This is a genomic window from Kitasatospora sp. NPDC032150 (genome assembly GCF_055579945.1).
On the sequence record NZ_JBVIMH010000038.1, the window covers coordinates 1 to 17757 of the forward strand.

Annotated in this window: 11 protein-coding genes; 2 read left to right on the top strand and 9 right to left on the bottom strand. The window is 69.9% G+C overall.

Annotation, left to right across the window (positions count from 1 at the left end):
• Positions 1 to 284: 284 nt before the first annotated feature.
• From ACZ5ON_RS30580 to eccD, 9 genes are all read right to left on the bottom strand, one after another.
• Positions 285 to 1970 (bottom strand): ribonuclease J, encoded by a 1686-nt coding sequence (locus ACZ5ON_RS30580; RefSeq protein WP_465599496.1) that lies wholly within the window; start codon positions 1968 to 1970, stop codon positions 285 to 287.
• A 174-nt stretch (positions 1971 to 2144) separates the two neighbouring features.
• Entirely contained in the window at positions 2145 to 3044 is a 900-nt protein-coding gene (gene dapA / locus ACZ5ON_RS30585) for a 4-hydroxy-tetrahydrodipicolinate synthase (protein ID WP_465599498.1), read from the bottom strand.
• Positions 3045 to 3313: 269 nt separating this feature from the next.
• A complete protein-coding gene (gene thyX / locus ACZ5ON_RS30590; protein WP_465599500.1) occupies positions 3314 to 4048 on the bottom strand; it encodes an FAD-dependent thymidylate synthase in 735 nt (244 codons plus the stop codon).
• A gap of 51 nt (positions 4049 to 4099) precedes the next feature.
• Entirely contained in the window at positions 4100 to 4558 is a 459-nt protein-coding gene (locus ACZ5ON_RS30595) for a tetratricopeptide repeat protein (protein WP_465599502.1), read from the bottom strand.
• An 8-nt stretch (positions 4559 to 4566) separates the two neighbouring features.
• Positions 4567 to 5313, bottom strand: coding sequence for a 4-hydroxy-tetrahydrodipicolinate reductase (gene dapB, locus ACZ5ON_RS30600; protein ID WP_465599504.1), 747 nt, complete (start codon positions 5311 to 5313; stop codon positions 4567 to 4569).
• Positions 5314 to 5327: 14 nt separating this feature from the next.
• Positions 5328 to 6695, bottom strand: coding sequence for a M16 family metallopeptidase (locus ACZ5ON_RS30605; protein WP_465599506.1), 1368 nt, complete (start codon positions 6693 to 6695; stop codon positions 5328 to 5330).
• A gap of 75 nt (positions 6696 to 6770) precedes the next feature.
• On the bottom strand, positions 6771 to 8984 hold the full coding sequence (locus tag ACZ5ON_RS30610; RefSeq protein WP_465599508.1) for a polyribonucleotide nucleotidyltransferase: 2214 nt from the start codon (positions 8982 to 8984) through the stop codon (positions 6771 to 6773).
• 481 nt (positions 8985 to 9465) lie between these two features.
• Positions 9466 to 9756: a 30S ribosomal protein S15 gene (gene rpsO, locus ACZ5ON_RS30615; protein WP_344640468.1), complete on the bottom strand. Its 291-nt coding sequence runs from the start codon at positions 9754 to 9756 to the stop codon at positions 9466 to 9468.
• A 141-nt stretch (positions 9757 to 9897) separates the two neighbouring features.
• The gene (eccD, locus tag ACZ5ON_RS30620; RefSeq protein ID WP_465599511.1) at positions 9898 to 11358 is read right to left on the bottom strand and encodes a type VII secretion integral membrane protein EccD; all 1461 of its coding nucleotides are present in this window, start codon (positions 11356 to 11358) and stop codon (positions 9898 to 9900) included.
• 451 nt (positions 11359 to 11809) lie between these two features.
• On the opposite strand from eccD, the gene eccCa reads away from it, so the two are divergent.
• Entirely contained in the window at positions 11810 to 15763 is a 3954-nt protein-coding gene (gene eccCa / locus ACZ5ON_RS30625) for a type VII secretion protein EccCa (RefSeq protein ID WP_465599513.1), read from the top strand.
• A 460-nt stretch (positions 15764 to 16223) separates the two neighbouring features.
• Entirely contained in the window at positions 16224 to 17636 is a 1413-nt protein-coding gene (locus ACZ5ON_RS30630; RefSeq protein WP_465599515.1) for an APC family permease, read from the top strand.
• Positions 17637 to 17757: the final 121 nt, after the last annotated feature.

The window sequence follows — 17757 nt, forward strand, 5'->3', positions numbered from 1 at the left end:
CCGCCTTCCAGCGGACCCTCCGGGCGCTTCGTTCTTTCGTGTTTCCAGCTTATCAGATGTTTTCCGCTCCGTTTACCGGACCGAATTCCATCGGATTCACTTTCGCCTTTCGGCGCCCTCAGACTCTATCAGAGTTTTCCGGCTCGCTTTCTGCTCTCGAATTTCGTTCGAGAACTTCCGGCGTCCCGTGGGGCAACCCGGAGAACATTACGCACCGGGCCGCCCCACGTCAAACCGAGCCGGTAGGCTCAGCCGGCCGAACCGGCCTGGACCGCCAGGGCGCCTCAGACCTCGACCACGACCGGCATGATCATCGGGCGCCGGCGGTAGTTGTCCGCCACCCACTTGCCGATGGTGCGCCGGACCAGCTGCTGGACCTGGCGGATCTCCAACACGCCGTCGTTCGCCGACTTGGTCAGCGCTTCTTCCAGCCTCGCCACTACGGGGATGAACGCGCTGTCGTCGATGCCGGAGCCGCGGGCCTGGATGGTCGGGCCACTTACGATCTTGCCGTTGGTGGAGTCGACCACCACGAAGGCCGAGATGAAGCCTTCTTCACCGAGGATGCGGCGGTCCTTGAGCGAAGCCTCGGTGATGTCGCCGACCGACGAACCGTCGACGTAGACGTAACCGGCCTGGACCTTGCCGACGATGCGCGCGACGCCGTTCTCCAGGTCGACGCAGACGCCGTCCTCGGCGATGACCGTACGCTCACGCGGCACACCGGTCGCGATGCCCAGGTCGGCCGCCGCCCGCAGGTGACGCCACTCACCGTGGACCGGCATCAGGTTGCGCGGTCGGCAGATGTTGAAGAAGTAGAGCAGCTCACCGGCCGAGGCGTGGCCGGACACGTGCACCTTGGCGTTGCCCTTGTGCACGACCTTGGCGCCCCACCGGGTCAGGCCGTTGATGACCCGGTACACCGCGTTCTCGTTGCCCGGGATCAGCGAGGATGCGAGGACCACGGTGTCGCCCTGGGTGATCCGGATCTGGTGCTCGCGGTTGGCCATCCGGGACAGCGCCGCCATCGGCTCGCCCTGCGAGCCGGTGCAGATGAGCACCACCTCGTTGTCCGGCAGGTCGTCCAGGGTCTTCACGTCGACGATCAGGTTGCCCGGGACCTTCAGGTAGCCCAGGTCCCGCGCGATGCCCATGTTGCGGACCATCGAGCGGCCCACGAAGGCGACCTTGCGCTTGTACTCGTGGGCCGCGTCCAGCACCTGCTGGATGCGGTGCACATGGCTGGCGAAGGAGGCGACGATGATGCGGCGATCGGCATTGGCGAAGACGTTGCGCAGCGCGGCCGAGATGTCCCGCTCGTGCGGGATGAAGCCGGGGACCTCGGCGTTGGTGGAATCCACCAGCAGCAGGTCCATGCCCTCCTCGGCCAGCTTGGCGAAGGTCGGCAGGTCGGTGAGCCGGCCGTCGAGCGGCAGCTGGTCCATCTTGAAGTCACCGGTGGCGACGACCATGCCGGCAGGCGTCCGGACGGCGACCGCGAGGGCGTCCGGGATGGAGTGGTTGACGGCGATGAACTCGCAGTCGAAGGGGCCGATCCGCTCGCGCTGCCCCTCCTCGACCTCCAGCACGTACGGACGGATCCGGTGCTCGGCGAGCTTGGCCTCGATCAGCGCCAGGGTGAGCTTGGAGCCGATCAGCGGGATCTCCGGGTTCTCCCGGAGCAGGTAGGGGACGGCGCCGATGTGGTCCTCGTGCCCGTGGGTGAGGACGATGCCGTCGACCTTGTCCAGCCGGTCCCGGATGTAGCTGAAGTCCGGGAGGATCAGGTCGACACCGGGCTGCTCGTCCTCCGGGAAGAGGACACCGCAGTCGATGATCAGGATGCGGTCCCCGTACTCGAGGACCGTCATGTTGCGGCCGATCTCACCGAGGCCGCCGAGCGGAGTGATGCGGAGGGCGCCCTCCTTCAGGGCCGGTGGCGCGCCGAGTTCGGGATGCGGGTGGCTCAAAAGACTCTCCTCACGACGCACGCCATATGTCCGGGGTCCTCCCCTGAAGACATATGGCGTGCGTGCTTCGTCGGTTTCCTACATTTCAGGTCCTGGTGCCCTCGCGCCTTGGGTCCGGTCCAGCGGCGGGCCTGCGATGGGCCCGGCGAGCCGGGGCGCGCACGTCTGTGTCTGCTACAGGTGTACCCCGCCGGCGGCGAGATCCAGCCTCAGCCGGTCAATCTCCTCCGGCGTGGCGGAGACCAGCGGCAGGCGCAGCGGTCCCGCCGCGTGCCCCTGGAGGTTCAGCGCTGCCTTGCTGAGGATGACGCCCTGGGTGCGGAACATGCCGGTGAACACCGGCAGCAGGCTCTGGTGGATCGACAGCGCCTTGGCGACGTCGCCGGCCAGGTAGGCGTCGATCATGGCGCGCAGCTCGCCGGCCACCACATGGCCGACCACGCTGACCACACCGACGGCACCCACCGACAGCAGTGGCAGGTTGAGGATGTCGTCGCCGGAGTACCAGGCCAGGCCGCTGCGGGCGATGGCCCAGGAGGCGGCGGCGAGGTCACCCTTGGCATCCTTGTTGGCGACGATCCGCGGGTGCTCGCCGAGCCGGACCAACGTCTCGGTGCTGAGCGCGACCCCGGCGCGGCCGGGGATGTCGTACAGCATCACCGGCAGCTCGGTGGCGTCCGCGATGGTGACGCTGTGCTGGTACAGGCCCTCCTGCGGGGGCTTGCTGTAGTACGGCGTGACGACCAGTAGGCCGTGGGCGCCGGCCGCCTCGGCCTGGCGGGCGAGCTCGACGCTGTGGTGCGTGTCGTTGGTGCCGACGCCGGCGATGATGTGGGCCCGGTCCCCGACCGCCTCCACCACGGCGCGGACCAGCTGGGCCTTCTCGGCGTCGGAGGTGGTCGGCGACTCACCGGTGGTGCCGTTGAGCACGAGGCCGTCGTTGCCGGAGTCCACGAGGTGAGCGGCCAGACGCTGTGCGCCGTCGAGGTCGAGACCGCCGTCTGCGGTGAACGGGGTCACCATCGCGGTCAGAACCCGGCCGAAGGGAGTCTGAGGGGTGGAGGTCGGAGCCATGCGTCCAAAACTACTCGTAGGCGGCCGGGGGTCTACCAGGCCGGTCCATGGTTCGGACAGATGTGCCGTTCTGCGGGGCGGAGTGCCGTTCCGCAGGAGGGCCGGCGGACGGACAGCGGCTGGGCGGCGGGCCCTGACGTGGGACTCCGGTGCTGCTTGCTCGGGGGTTCAAGCAGCACCGGAATCCGTGGTTTTGAGCCTAGGGAGCACCCGGAAAAGCCGCAATCCGGACATGTCACCCGCCCCGCCCGTATGCCTGTCGGCCCAGGTCAGGGGGCGACTCGGCCGTGCTTCTCGAAGGCCGCATGGGTGAGCGGCATGAGCTTCGCCCACTCCGCCTCCATCTGCTCGGCGACCATCTCGATCTCGCGCTGCGGGAAGGACGGAACCGCCGAGTTCTCCCGTTTGGTGCGCAGCGAGAGGAAGTGCATCAGCGAGCGCGCGTTGCAGGTGGCGTACATCGAGGAGAACAGGCCGACCGGCAGCACCGCGCGGGCCACCTCCCGGGCGACACCGGCGTCGAGCATCTCCCGGTACGCCTGGTAGGAGGCCCGGTAGGAGGACTCCATCGCCTCGGTCGCGATCCGGTGCTGCTCCCGGGTGCCCTCGACGAACTCGTACTTGCCGGGGCGGCCCTGCTGGATCAGCTTGCGGTCCTCGCCGGGGACGTAGAAGACCGGCTGCAGCTCACGGTAGCGACCGGACTCCTCGTTGTAGGACCAGCCGCTGCGGTGGCGGTGGAACTCGCGGAAGACGAAGATCGGCGCGCTGATGAAGAAGGTCATCGAGTTGTGCTCGAAGGGGGTGCCGTGGCGGTCCCGCATCAGGAAGTTGATCAGCCCCTTGGACTTCTCCGGATCCTGCTGGACCGCCTCCAGGGACTGCTCACCCGCGGTCGAGACCCGCGCCGCCCAGACCACGTCCGAGTCGGCCGCGGCACTGCGCACCAGTTCGACGGTGACATCGCTACGGAACTGCGGAGTCAGGTCCACTTCATCGCTCACGCGAAGATCCTCCAAGAACTACCGGGATGAGCCGTTTGTGACGGCGACAGCCTAGCCCGCCGCGACGGGTGCCGGAGTGGCGTGCAGCTTGATGGCGTGCTGCATGGCCTTGCGGGCACGCGGCACGTCACCGGCGTCCGCATAGGCGACCGCGAGCCGGAAGAAGACCCGCCAGTCCGCCGGCGAGGCCTCGGCCTCGGCCTTGCGCCTGGCGAAGACCGCGTCGGCCGAGGCCCGGTCGATCCGGCCCCCCGAGGTGCGCTTCAGCTCGTCCACCGGCAGCCCGCCCTCGGCCTCCAACTCGCGGGCGAGCCGCTCGCTGGCCCGCCCGAAGCGGATGGTCTGGCGCAGGAACCAGATCCCGATCCCCGGGATGACGAAGGCGCAGAGGCCGATGCCGATGCCGAGCGGCTTGCCGGTGGCGATCAGCTGGACGCCCTCGCCCACACAGATCAGGGCGACCAGGAACAGGACGCCGGAGAGCACGAAGAAACCGGTGCGCGAGGTCATCGACGGGCTCACAGGTCCAGGAAGTGTTCGAGGCCGAAGGTGAGGCCCGGGTGGTCCACCACCTTGCGCACGCCGAGCAGGATGCCGGGCATGAAGCAGCTGTGGTGCAGCGAGTCGTGGCGGATGGTCAGGGTCTCGCCGGTGTCGCCGAACAGCACCTCCTGGTGGGCCAGCAGGCCGCGCAGCCGGACCGCGTGCACCGGCACCCCGTCCACGTCCGCGCCGCGCGCACCCTCCAGGCCGTGCGTGGTCGGGTCCTGCTGCGGCCCCCGGCCGGCCTCGGTACGGGCGGCGGCGATCAGCTGCGCGGTACGGGTGGCGGTGCCCGAAGGGGCGTCCGCCTTCCGGTCGTGGTGCAGCTCGACCACCTCGACCGACTCGAAGTACTTGGCCGCGACCTGCGCGAACTGCATGCCGAGGACGGCGCCGATGGAGAAGTTCGGCGCGATCAGCAGACCGGTCCGCGGGCTCTCTGCCAGCCAGCCTCGCACGGTGGCCAACCGCTCGTCGGTCCAGCCGGTGGTGCCGGTGACCACGTGGATCCCGTTGTGCAGGCAGTACTCGAGGTTGCCCATCACCGAATCGGGGTGGGTCAGTTCGACCACGACCTGGACACCGGCGTCGCCCAGCTCGGAGAGCTCGGAGTCACGGCCCAGGGTGGCGGCCAGCTCCAGGTCGGGGGCGGCCTCGACGGCCTTGACGGCCTCCGAACCGATCCGTCCCCTGGCGCCGATCACGGCAACGCGCAGCGTCATCTTCGGTAACCCTCTCAGTGCAGCAGGTCGGCGAGCGCGGCCGCCCGCCTGTCGTTGATCGGGCCGATCAGCGCGAGCGATGGCCGGTAGGCACCCAGCACATCACGTGCCACGTCCCGGACGTCATCCAGGGTGACCGCCGCGATCTTCTCCAGCATCTCGTCCACGGACAGGTGCTGCCCGTAGCAGAGTTCGGCCTTGCCGATCCGGTTCATCAGTGAGCCGGTGTCCTCCATGCCGAGCACGGTGGAGCCGGAGATCTGCCCGATCGCCCGGTGCAGTTCCTCGGCCGTGATGCCCTCCTCGACCACCTTGGCCAACTCGGCGCGGCAGATCTCCAGGACCTCCTCGACCCGCTTGGGCTGGCAGCCGGCGTAGATGCCGAACAGGCCGCTGTCCGCGTACGAGGTGGAGTACGAGTAGACCGAGTACGCCAGGCCCCGCTTCTCCCGGACCTCCTGGAACAGCCGCGAGCTCATCCCGCCGCCGAGGGCCGCGTTGAGCACGCCCAGCGCCCAGCGGCGCTCGTCGTGGCGGGGTATGCCCGGCAGGCCGAGGACCAGGTGGGCCTGCTCGGTGGGGCGGTTGAGCACCTGGATCTTCCCGGCGGTGCGCAGCGCCTTGACGGAGCGGGGCAGCTCGGCGGGGTGGCCGGTGGACCTGGCCAGCACCGGTGCGAAGGCCCGCTCGACCAACCGGACCACCTTCTTGTGGTCGAGGTTGCCGGCCGCGGCGACGACCAGGTTCTCGGGCTTGTAGCGGCGGCGGTAGAACCCGGCGATCTGGTCCCGGCTCAGCCCGGTCACGGTCTCCTGGGTGCCCAGGATCGGGCGGCCGAGCGGCGCGGACCCGTAGATGACCTTGGCGAACAGGTCGTGGACCACGTCGCCCGGGTCGTCCTCGGCCATCGCCATCTCCTCCAGGATGACGCCGCGCTCGGCCTCCACGTCCTCCTCACGGACCAGCGAGCCGGTGACCATGTCGCAGACCACGTCGATGGCCAGCGGCAGGTCGGTGTCGAGCACCCGCGCGTAGTAGCAGGTGTTCTCCTTCGCGGTGAAGGCGTTCATCTCGCCGCCGACCGCGTCCAGGGCGGCCGAGATGTCCAGCGCGCTGCGCCGGGCGGTGCCCTTGAAGAGCAGGTGCTCCAGGTAGTGGGTGGCACCGTTGAGGACCGGGGTCTCGTCCCGGGAGCCGACGCCGACCCAGATCCCGAAGGTCGCCGAGCGGACCGTCGGCAGGGTCTCGGTGACGACCCGCAGGCCGCCGGGAAGGACGGTGCGGCGCACCGTGCCGGCGCCGTCGACGCCTCTGAGCAGGGTGCGAGTGGTGCCGGGTCGCTGCGTTGCCGCCGAGGCCTGAGCCAACGCGGGTACCTCCATGGGTGGGAACAACAGGGTGCGGCCCGCACGCTCAAGCTGGCGTGCGGGCCGCGGGAGTCAGCTAGCTGAGAGCCGTCACTCGGACGCGGTGGCGGCCTCGCCGCCCTCCTCGCCCTCGATGACCGGGATCAGCGAGAGCTTGCCGCGCGGGTCGATCTCGGCGATCTCGACCTGCACCTTGGCGCCGACCGCGAGCACGTCCTCGACGTTCTCCACGCGCTTGCCGCCGGCCAGCTTGCGGATCTGCGAGATGTGCAGCAGACCGTCCTTGCCCGGCATCAGCGAGACGAACGCGCCGAAGGTCGTGGTCTTGACCACGGTGCCCAGGTAGCGCTCGCCGACCTCCGGCATGGTCGGGTTGGCGATCTGGTTGATCGTGGTGCGGGCGGCCTCGGCGGCCGGGCCGTCCGCGGCACCGATGTAGATGGTGCCGTCGTCCTCGATCGTGATCTCGGCGCCGGTGTCCTCCTGGATCTGGTTGATCATCTTGCCCTTGGGGCCGATGACCTCACCGATCTTGTCCACCGGGATCTTGATGGTGATGATGCGCGGGGCGTTCGGCGACATCTCGTCCGGAGTGTCGATCGCCTCGTTCATCACGTCGAGGATGTGCAGGCGGGCGTCCTTGGCCTGCTTCAGCGCGGCGGCGAGCACCGACGCCGGGATGCCGTTCAGCTTGGTGTCCAGCTGCAGGGCGGTGATGAAGTTGCGGGTACCGGCGACCTTGAAGTCCATGTCGCCGTACGCGTCCTCGGCGCCCAGGATGTCGGTCAGGGTGACGTAGTGCGTCTCACCGTCGATCTCCTGCGAGATCAGGCCCATGGCGATACCGGCGACGGCGGCCTTCAGCGGCACACCGGCGTTCAGCAGCGACATGGTGGAGGCGCAGACCGAGCCCATCGAGGTGGAGCCGTTGGAGCCGAGCGCCTCGGAGACCTGGCGGATGGCGTACGGGAACTCCTCGCGGGACGGCAGCACCGGGATGAGCGCGCGCTCGGCCAGGGCGCCGTGGCCGATCTCGCGGCGCTTGGGCGAGCCCACGCGGCCGGTCTCACCGACGGAGTACGGCGGGAAGTTGTAGTTGTGCATGTAGCGACGGCGCGTCTCCGGGGAGAGCGTGTCGAGCTGCTGCTCCATGCGGAGCATGTTCAGGGTGGTGACACCCAGGATCTGGGTCTCGCCGCGCTCGAACAGGGCCGAGCCGTGGACCCGCGGGATCGCCTCGACCTCGGCGGCCAGGGTGCGGATGTCGGTGACACCGCGGCCGTCGATGCGGACCTTGTCCTTGATGACGCGCTCTCGGACGATCTTCTTGGTCAGCGCGTTGTAGGCGGCGCTGATCTCCTTCTCGCGGCCCTCGAACTCCGGGAGCAGCTTGTCGGCGGCGATCGCCTTGATGCGGTCGAGCTCGTTGTTGCGCTCCTGCTTGCCCGGGATGGTGAGCGCCTGGGCCAGCTCGTCCTTGACCGCGGCGGTCAGCGCGGCGAGCACGTCGTCCTGGTAGTCCAGGAAGACCGGGAACTCCGCGGTCGGCTTGGCGGCCTGGGCGGCCAGCTGGGACTGCGCCTGGCAGAGCACCTTGATGAACGGCTTGGCGGCCTCCAGACCGTCGGCGACGACCTCCTCGGTCGGGGCCTCGGTGCCGTCGGCGACCAGCTTGATGGTCTTGTCGGTGGCCTCGGCCTCGACCATCATGATCGCGACGTCGCCGTCCGGCAGGACGCGACCGGCGACGACCATGTCGAAGACGGCCGACTCCAGCTCGCTGTGGGTCGGGAAGGCGACCCACTGGCCCTTGATCAGGGCGACCCGGACGCCGCCGATCGGGCCGGAGAACGGCAGACCGGCGAGCTGGGTGGAGGCGGAGGCGGCGTTGATGGCCACCACGTCGTACAGGTGGTCCGGGTTCAGCGCCATGACGGTGCCGACGATCTGGACCTCGTTGCGCAGGCCCTTGACGAAGGACGGGCGCAGCGGGCGGTCGATCAGGCGGCAGGTGAGGATCGCGTCCTCGGAGGGCCGGCCCTCACGACGGAAGAACGAACCGGGGATCCGGCCCGCGGCGTACATCCGCTCCTCGATGTCGACGGTCAGCGGGAAGAAGTCGAAGTGCTCCTTCGGCTGCTTGGACACGCTGGTGGCGGACAGGACCATGGTGTCGTCGTCGAGGTAGGCGACGGCGGAGCCGGCGGCCTGACGGGCCAGCCGGCCGGTCTCGAAGCGGATGGTACGGGTGCCGAAGCTGCCGTTGTCGATGACGGCCTCGGCGTAGAACACGTTCTCTTCCACCTGGAAGATCTCCTCTTTCGTACGTCTCCCGAGGAGCGCCCCTCCGCTTTGCCTACCGGTGGCCCGGGCATCTGGGCCGGTCTTCGATCGAAGCCTCCGGGTCGCCGGCGCCGTCGTCTGGACGGCCTGGCACTCCCCGGCGGCCACTACCGAGGACCGGCGCCTCTCGGCCTGCTGGTCGGCGGTCGCGTGTGGACGCTCCCTGGGACGCGGGCGGCTTCCGTTTGAAGCCAGCGGCCCGCTCGGTGATGTCGCACTGCCTCAATTCTCGCGGCGTCTTCGCGACACCATGAGCGGGCATGCCCTTCACCTTACAAATTCACACCCTACAGATCCCGTCATTACCACGCGTGTGGAAAGGGACTCGTCGCAGGGAGTTCGCCCGGCGTTCGCCACCCGTCACTGCGGAGGACGGCGGCACCGTGCGGGGATGCAGCGAGGGGCGGCTCCCCGGTAGGGGAGCCGCCCCTGCGCGGCGGACTTAGCGGGCGCCGCCGGCGGCACCGCGGCGGATGCCCAGGCGGTCGACGAGCGTACGGAAACGCTCGATGTCCTTCTTGGCCAGGTACTGCAGCAGACGGCGGCGCTGGCCGACCAGGATCAGCAGACCACGGCGGGAGTGGTGGTCGTGCTTGTGGAACTTCAGGTGCTCCGTCAGGTCCGAGATGCGGCGCGAGAGCATCGCGACCTGGACCTCCGGGGAACCGGTGTCGCTCTCGTTCTGACCGAACTCGGCGATGATCTGCTTCTTGACGTCGGCGGCGAGTGCCACGGCATCTCCTTCGAGGGTTTCGCCGAGCGACCCTGGTAGACGGCACAGGGTCTGACAGAACTCGGACGGGCCCAAGCGTACCAGCGCCCGCCGGCCACCCCGGCAACGGGGCGACGGCGGGCGCTCGGCGCGGGCCTCGGATCAACTGGTGGCGCCGCGGACCAGACCGTAGATGTCCAGCACGGCGAGGGCCAGCGGGACCAGCGAGATCAGCATCAGTCCGTCCACCACGTCCAGGACACGGCCCCAGAACGGGGAGACGCCCAGACGCGGCACGACCAGCGCGATGGCGGTCAGCACGGCGGCCCCGAAGGCGATCGAGGCGCCCAGCCAGACCGTGCGCAGGTCGGTCTGGGTGGTGGAGCCGGCGGCCCGGAGGATGAACGCCGGAGTGTGCAGCGACAGGCCCAGGATCAGCAGGCCCAGGCCGGCCAGACCGGCGATGGTCAGGGCGAAGACCTGAGCGGTGTAGCGGAACAGCCGGGCCCGCAGCATGGTCGCGATGCCGATCGCCAGCGCCAGCAGTTCGCCGTACATGGTGTCGCTGAAGCCGAGCACGGCGCAGGAGCCGACGATCACCGCGGCGCAGCCGCCGACCAGGCCGACCAGCACCTCGTGGCCCCGGCGGGCCTGGTGGGCGATCTTCTCGTACTGGACGGTCTCGGCGCGGTTCTCGTCCTCGGAGAAGTTGCGACCCCGGGTGCGGGTCTGGCCGGGGGCGCTGAAGCCGACGGGCAGCCGGGCGAAGCGGGCGGACAGTGCGGGCAGCACGCCGATCGCGGCGATGGCGGCGATGGCGGTGACGGCGGCGATGTGGGTGGCCGGGGTGCCGGAGAGCAGTACGCCCGCGAAGGTCGCCAGGGTGCCCGCAGCGGCCAGGAAGGAGGAGGCGACGAAAACCGAGTCCTTCTCCGGCAGCAGGCCGACCAGCAGTACCGAGACCACCAGGACGGCGACGCAGCCGACCAGGAACTGGAGCCGGCCGGGACCGTCTCCCTGGTGGGCGACCGCGATGATGCCGCTGCCCGCGATCAGCGCGTGCGGGAGCGCGCCGAGGCCGAGCGCGAGCCCGGCGTCGTGGTCGTCGTAGACCCTGGCGCGGATCCCCGCGAAGGCGACCAGGACGACCGCGGTCACGCCGGACAGGATGCCCGGCAGGCTGTGCATGTCGTGGCGCAGGTCGGAGAACCAGAGCGCGAAACCGAGCAGCCCCAGCAGCACGGTCGAGCCGATCAGGCCGAAGGCCCGCATCAGCTCGGGGCTCCAGAAGCGGCGGTCGGCCTCGACCGCGCTGGCGATGGCGTCGGCCACGTCGTCGTAGACGGCCGGCGGCAGCGACTCGGCGAACGGGCGCAGGCTCAGCAGGTCGCCGTCGCGCACCTGCTGAGCGGCCAGCGGCAGTCCGCTGTCCAGGACCGTGCCGTCGCGGCGGACCAGGTGGAAGCCGGTCGGCGCACCGTCCGCCTGGGTCTGGCCGGAGAGCCTCAGCACCTCGGGGTAGACGTCCGCGAGCGGCACGTCCTCCGGCAGTGCGACGTCGATCCGGCTGTCCGGCGCCACCACCGTGACCCGGCAGAATCCGGTCGTTGCATTAGCGCTCACCGGCGCTCTCCCCCTTGTTGACTGGCCGTTCGTCGGCTCGGCCAGATCCTCCCGGATCGGAACTCGCGCGATCCGGATGAGAATTGGCGCGGCGTTACCCTACCGCCAGCCGGGCGCGCCCACCCACTGACCCCTCACCGGCGGCCTGTGAAAGAAGGGTGACGATGGATCACCCCTTTCCCTTACGATCCCGACTGCCTCGCCCCTGTGGTCGCACGGTCCGGGCAGACCAGTAGGATCGGCCCCTGCGCAAGGCGTGACGGGGGCGGATACGCGCGACCCCCTGACGCTTGCGGTCGGCGGAGCGGGGGCGGCGTCATCGCAACACGGGGCGCCCTCACCCGTACGTATCCAGTGCGTGAGGGCTGATGCCAGTGGGCGAGCGAAGCGAGCGAACCGTTAGAAGGTGCGAGTTTCGCGAAGCGGCCAACGAGCGAAGCGAGGAGGTCGCATGAGTGTGGTTACCGTCAAGCGTCCGGCGCGGGCGTATCCGCCCGCGGTGCCGGACGAGCCGGTGGAGTTGGTGCCTCCACCGGAGCTGCCCAGAGCGGGCGGCGAGGACTGGCTGATGTCCCTGCTGCCGTTGCTCGGCATGGGCGGGTCCGCGGCGTTCCTCTTCTCGCCCGGTGCCCAGGGGCCGCAGAAGATGATGGGCGTCCTGATGGTCGCCTCCACCGCGGGCATGGCGGTGGCCCAGATGATCAAGGCGCGCAAGGGCGGCAACGCGGGCACCGCGGACGAGCGCCGCGACTACCTGAAGTACCTGCAGCAGATGCGCCGCCAGGTGCGCCGTACGGCCGAGCGCCAGCGCGGCGCCCAGCTGTTCCTGCACCCGGAGCCCGACCAGCTGTGGTCGATCGTGGCGGAGGGCCGCCGGCTGTGGGAACGCAGGCCCGGTGACCCGGACTTCGCCCAGATCAGGCTCGGCCGCGGTCCACAGCAGCTGTCCACGCCGCTGGTGGCACCGCAGACCGCGCCGCTGGACGAACTGGAGCCGCTGGCCGCCGCGGCGATGAAGAACTTCCTCACCGCGCACGGCACTCTGCAGGACCTGCCGCTGGCGGTCTCGCTGCGTGCCTTCTACCACATCACCGTCTGCGGCGATCCGGACACCGTGTACGGCAACGTCCGGGCGATGATCGCCCAGTTGACCACCCTGCACTCGCCCGACGACCTGATCATCGCGGTCGCCGCCGCGCCGGGCGCGGTGGAGGAGTGGGAGTGGGCGAAGTGGCTGCCGCACACCCAGCACCGCAAGGACAGCGACGGCGCGGGTTCCCGCCGCCTGATCGCGACCGGGCTCGGTGAGCTGGAGTACCTGCTGGAGAACGAGCTGGCGGGCCGCAAGGGCTTCTCCCGCGACACCGTGCCGTCGCCCGACCAGCCGCACATCGTGGTCATCATGGACGGCGCCTCGGTGCCGCACGACTCCGCGCTGGCCGGCGCGGAGGGCGTCCAGGGCGTCACCGTGATCGAGGTCGTCCCGGGTGAGCTGGACGAGCCCAGCGGACACTTGGTGATCTCGCTGACCAAGGACGAGCTGCTGCTGGAGTCCGCCTCCGGCGCCTCGTACTCCGGCAAGCCGGACGCCCTGTCCTCCTGGCAGTCCGAGGCGCTGGCGCGCCAGCTGGCACCGTTCCGGGTCTCGGCCGGCGGGGACGACGGCGACCCGTCGCTGGTCAGCATGGACTTCACCGAGATGATGAGCACCGGCGACCCGGGCTCCTTCGACCCGGCCCGGCACTGGCGTCCGCGTCCGATCGCCGAGAAGCTCAAGGTCCCGCTGGGTGTCGGCCAGAACGGCGAGTACGTCTGGCTGGACATCAAGGAAGCCTCGCTGCAGGGCATGGGCCCGCACGGCATGTGCGTCGGCGCCACCGGTTCCGGTAAGTCCGAGGTGCTCCGCACCATCGTGCTGGCGCTCGCGGTGACCCACTCCTCCGAGGTCCTCAACCTGGTCCTCGCGGACTTCAAGGGTGGTGCCACCTTCGCCGGTATGGCGGAGATGCCGCACACCGCGGCCGTGATCACCAACCTCGAGGGCGAAGCCACCCTGATCGACCGCATGCGCGACGCGATCGAGGGCGAGATGAACCGCCGCCAGGAACTGCTGCGCGCGGCGGGCAACTACGCCAACATCAACGAGTACGAGCGGGCCCGTGCCGCCGGTGCGGCCCTCGACCCGCTGCCCTCGCTGCTGATGATCATCGATGAGTTCTCCGAACTCCTCACCGCGAAGCCGGACTTCATCGATCTGTTCATCCAGATCGGCCGTATCGGCCGTTCGCTGGGTATGCACATGCTGCTCGCCTCGCAGCGCCTCGAGGAGGGCAAGCTCCGCGGTCTGGACACCTTCCTCTCCTACCGTCTGGGTCTGCGCACCTTCTCGGCCGCCGAGTCGCGGGCCGCGATCGGCGTGCCGGACGCCTACCACCTGCCGCCGATCCCGGGTGTCGGCTACCTGAAGTTCGGCTCCGACGTGATGGAGCGCTTCCGCGCCGCGTACGTCTCGGGCCCCTACCGCCCGCCGGGCCAGCAGCGCACCAGCAGCGGCCAGGTGATCACCGCGCAGCCGGTGCTGTTCACCGCGGCCGAGGTGCCGATCATCGAACCGGTGGTCGAGGAGGTTGTCGAGGAGGTCGAGGAGATCGACGACTCGCTGCTCGACACCATGCTGGACGTCTTCGTCCAGCGGATGCTCGGGCAGGGTCCGCCCGCCCACCAGGTGTGGCTGCCCCCGCTGGAGGACGCCCCCAGCATCGACGGGCTGGTGCTGCCGCTCCAGGTCACCCCCGAACGCGGGCTCACCTCTTCGGACTTCGGCAAGGTCGGCACCCTGAAGGTGCCGGTCGGCATCGTCGACAAGCCGCGCGACCAGCGCCGCGACGTGCTGGAGCAGGACTACTCGGGTGCGGCCGGTCACGGTCTGATCGTCGGTGGTCCGCGCTCCGGCAAGTCCACCCTGGTCCGGACCATGGTGGCGAGCTTCTCGGTCACCCACACCCCGATGGAGACGCAGTTCTACCTGCTGGACTTCGGTGGTGGCGGTTTCCAGAGCCTGGAGGGCCTGCCGCACGTCGGTGGCGTCGCCGGGCGACTGGACGTCGACAAGGTGCGCCGCATGGTCAGCGAGGTGCACGGCGTCCTCAACCACCGCGAGGAGCTGTTCCGCGCGGCCGGGATCGACACCGTCGGCACGTTCCGGTCCAGGCGCGCCAACGGTCAGCTGCCGGACGAGCTGCACGGCGACGTCTTCCTGTTCATCGACGGCTGGCTCACCTTCAAGCAGGAGTTCGAGGCGCTGGAGCCGGTCATCTCCGACATCGCCGCGCGCGGTCTCGGCTACGGCGTCCACGTCATCGTGACCGCCTCCCGGTACGCCGAGGTCCGCCCGGCGCTCAAGGACCTGCTGCAGAACCGCACCGAGCTGAAGCTCGGTGACTCGATGGAGTCGGAGATCGACCGCAAGGTCGCGGTGAACGTCCCGGCGAACTCGCCCGGCCGCGGCCTCACCGCGGACAAGCTGCACTTCCTGGCCGGTCTGCCGCGCCTGGACGGCAAGTCCACCATCGACGACCTCGGCGACGGCCTGGCCGGCCTGGTCGAGGCGGTCAACGCGGCCTGGACCGGGCCGCGCGCGCCGCAGGTGCGCATGCTGCCCGCCGTGCTCGACGGGAACTCGCTGCCCAAGGGCTTCGAGCACCCCGAACTCGGTGTCGCCTTCGCCGTCGACGAGACCGAACTCGCGCCGGTCTTCCTCAACTTCGAGACCGACCCGCTGTTCGTGGTCTTCGGTGAGAGCGAGTCCGGCAAGTCCGCGGTGCTGCGCATGCTGATCAAGCAGATCACCGAGCGCTACACCCCGGACCAGGCCGGCATCGTGATCGGCGACTTCCGCCGCTCGCTGCTGGGCGTGGTGCCTCCGGAGTACCTGGTCGAGTACGCGGCGGCCGCGCCCGCCATGTCCTCGATCGTGGAGATGCTCCGCGGAGCCTGCGCCCGCCGTCTGCCGGGACCGGACGTCACGCCCGAGCAGCTGCGCAACCGCAGCTGGTACAGCGGCAAGGACATGTTCGTGATCGTGGACGACTACGAGCTGGTCGCCACCCAGTCGGGCAACCCGATGGCGCCGCTGGGCGAGTTCCTGCCGTTCGCCCGCGACATCGGTCTGCGCATCATCATCGCGCGCAGCGCCGGTGGTGCCGGCCGCTCGCTCTTCGAGCCGATCATGCAGCGGATGCGCGAGCTGGGCGGCCAGGGTCTGCTGCTCTCCGGTGACAAGAACGAGGGTGCGCTGCTCGGCACGGCCAAGCCGCAGCCGCTGCCGCCGGGCCGTGGCATCTACGTCACCCGCCGGATGACGGCGGGCCAGACCGTCCAGGTCGGCTGGACGCCCGCGCCGTAACAGCGGGCGGTGTCGTAGCACCGAGTGACGAACAGAGGCCGGGTCCGGTGACGGACCCGGCCTCTGCCGTCCCAGGTGCTGAAATGTTATCGAGTTTCTTGCATGACTTTGCTGCGGTTCTCGTTGCGGGAGCGGGCGGCCCGGGGGCTTGGCGGGGTGCCTGGGCCAGCAGAGGCCCACTTGACGCGCAACCTTGGATTCGCGGGCGGCAATCTGTGTTCACCTTTGATTCAAATACAGCGTGGCGAAGGTAACAAATAGGACATGCTCGGCGATCATTCCGCACAGCCATCGGATCACCTGTCCAGCCCGCTTCTGCCTGCGAATTCCGAAGCAGTTCGGCCGTTGACGCGATCTATACGCCCCTGTTCCATGGCTCCGGGAGCGACCGGGACCGACACCAGCCACTGGAGGCGATAGCGCTCCCTCCCCACGACCTCACGAGCCGATCGGAACGCCCATGACCGACACGCTTCGCCCGCCACTCGCCGCAGCCCCCGCCGCGGCGACTGAGAGCCTCGACGGAGCGCCGACGAAGCTCAGCCGTTCGCTCGGTGTCGTGGGCGGGACCCTGCTCACGCTCTCCTGCGTGACCCCGGCGTCCTCGCTGTTCGTGATCGTGCCGAGCCTCTTCAACAGCCTCGGCACCGCCACCGCGCTGACCATCGGCATCGGCGCGCTCATCTGCGTCGCGGTGGCGTTCTGCTACTCCGAGCTCGGCACCCTCGTCCCGAGCGCCGGCGGCGAGTACGCGATGGTCGGCACCCTCGCGGGCCGGTTCACCGGGTGGCTGGTGTTCATCCAGTCCCTGATCGTGGTGATGATCGTGCCCTCGGTCATCGCCCTCGGTACCGCCGACTACCTGGCCCCGATCGTGCACATCGACCCGGCGGTGGCCGGCGCCGGCGTGATGCTGGCCGCCACCGTCGCCGGCCTGCTCGACCTGCGGGCCAACGCCTGGATCACCGGCATCTTCCTGGTCCTCGAGGTGATCGCCGCCGCCGTGGTCTCCTTCCTCGGCTTCGCACACACCGAGCGCGGCCTGGGCAGCCTGCTGCACGGTGTGTCCGCCGACGCGAGCGGCGCCACCAGCCCGGTCGGCATGGCCGCGGTCCTGGCCGCGATGGGCACCGCCCTGTTCGTCACCCAGGGCTTCAGCACCGCGATCTACCTCTCCGAGGAGCTGGAGAACCCGCGCCGCAACGTCGCCCGCACCGTGCTGTGGACGCTCGCGCTCTCGGCCGTGGTGATCCTGGTCCCGGTCGTCGCCATCACCATGGGCGCCCCCGACCTGGCCACGCTGACCGCCGGCGACATCTCCGGCATGGTGGTCGGCTGGAGCAACTCCGCCCTCGGCACCTTCATCAGCCTCTGCATCGCGCTGGCCATCATCAACGCCGGCATCGTGATGGTCATCCAGAACTCCCGGGTGCTCTTCGCCTCCGGCCGCGACCGGGCCTGGCCCGAGTCCGCCAACCGGGCCTTCGGCACCCTGAACCGCTTCAGCGCCCCGTGGGTCTCCACGCTGGCCGTCGGCGTCCCCGGCGCGGTGCTCTGCTTCGTGCCGAACACCCTGCTGACCAACATCACCGGTGTCGCGGTCGCCGCGCTCTACCTACTGGTCGCCGTCGCCGCCCTGTTCTCCCGCCATGCAGAGCACAAGGACGCCCCGGCCTGGCGCCAGCCGCTCTGGCCGGTGCTGCCGGTCCTGCTGATCGTGGCGCTCGGCTACGTGCTGACCCAGCTGGACACCACCGCGCTGCTGTGGACCGGCGCCATCACCGTCGCCGCCTCGCTGTACTGGGTCTGCTACCTCCGCCCCCGCCAGGACACCCACTGGGTGATCACCCTGCCGGAGGACGAGCGGGTCTGAGCACCCGGACGGGCGCGGGGGGGGGGGGGGGAGCGGGGGGGGGGGGGGGGGGGGGGGGGGGGGGGGGGGGGGGGGGGGGGGGGGGGGGGGGGGGGGGGGGGGGGGGGGGGGGGGGGGGATA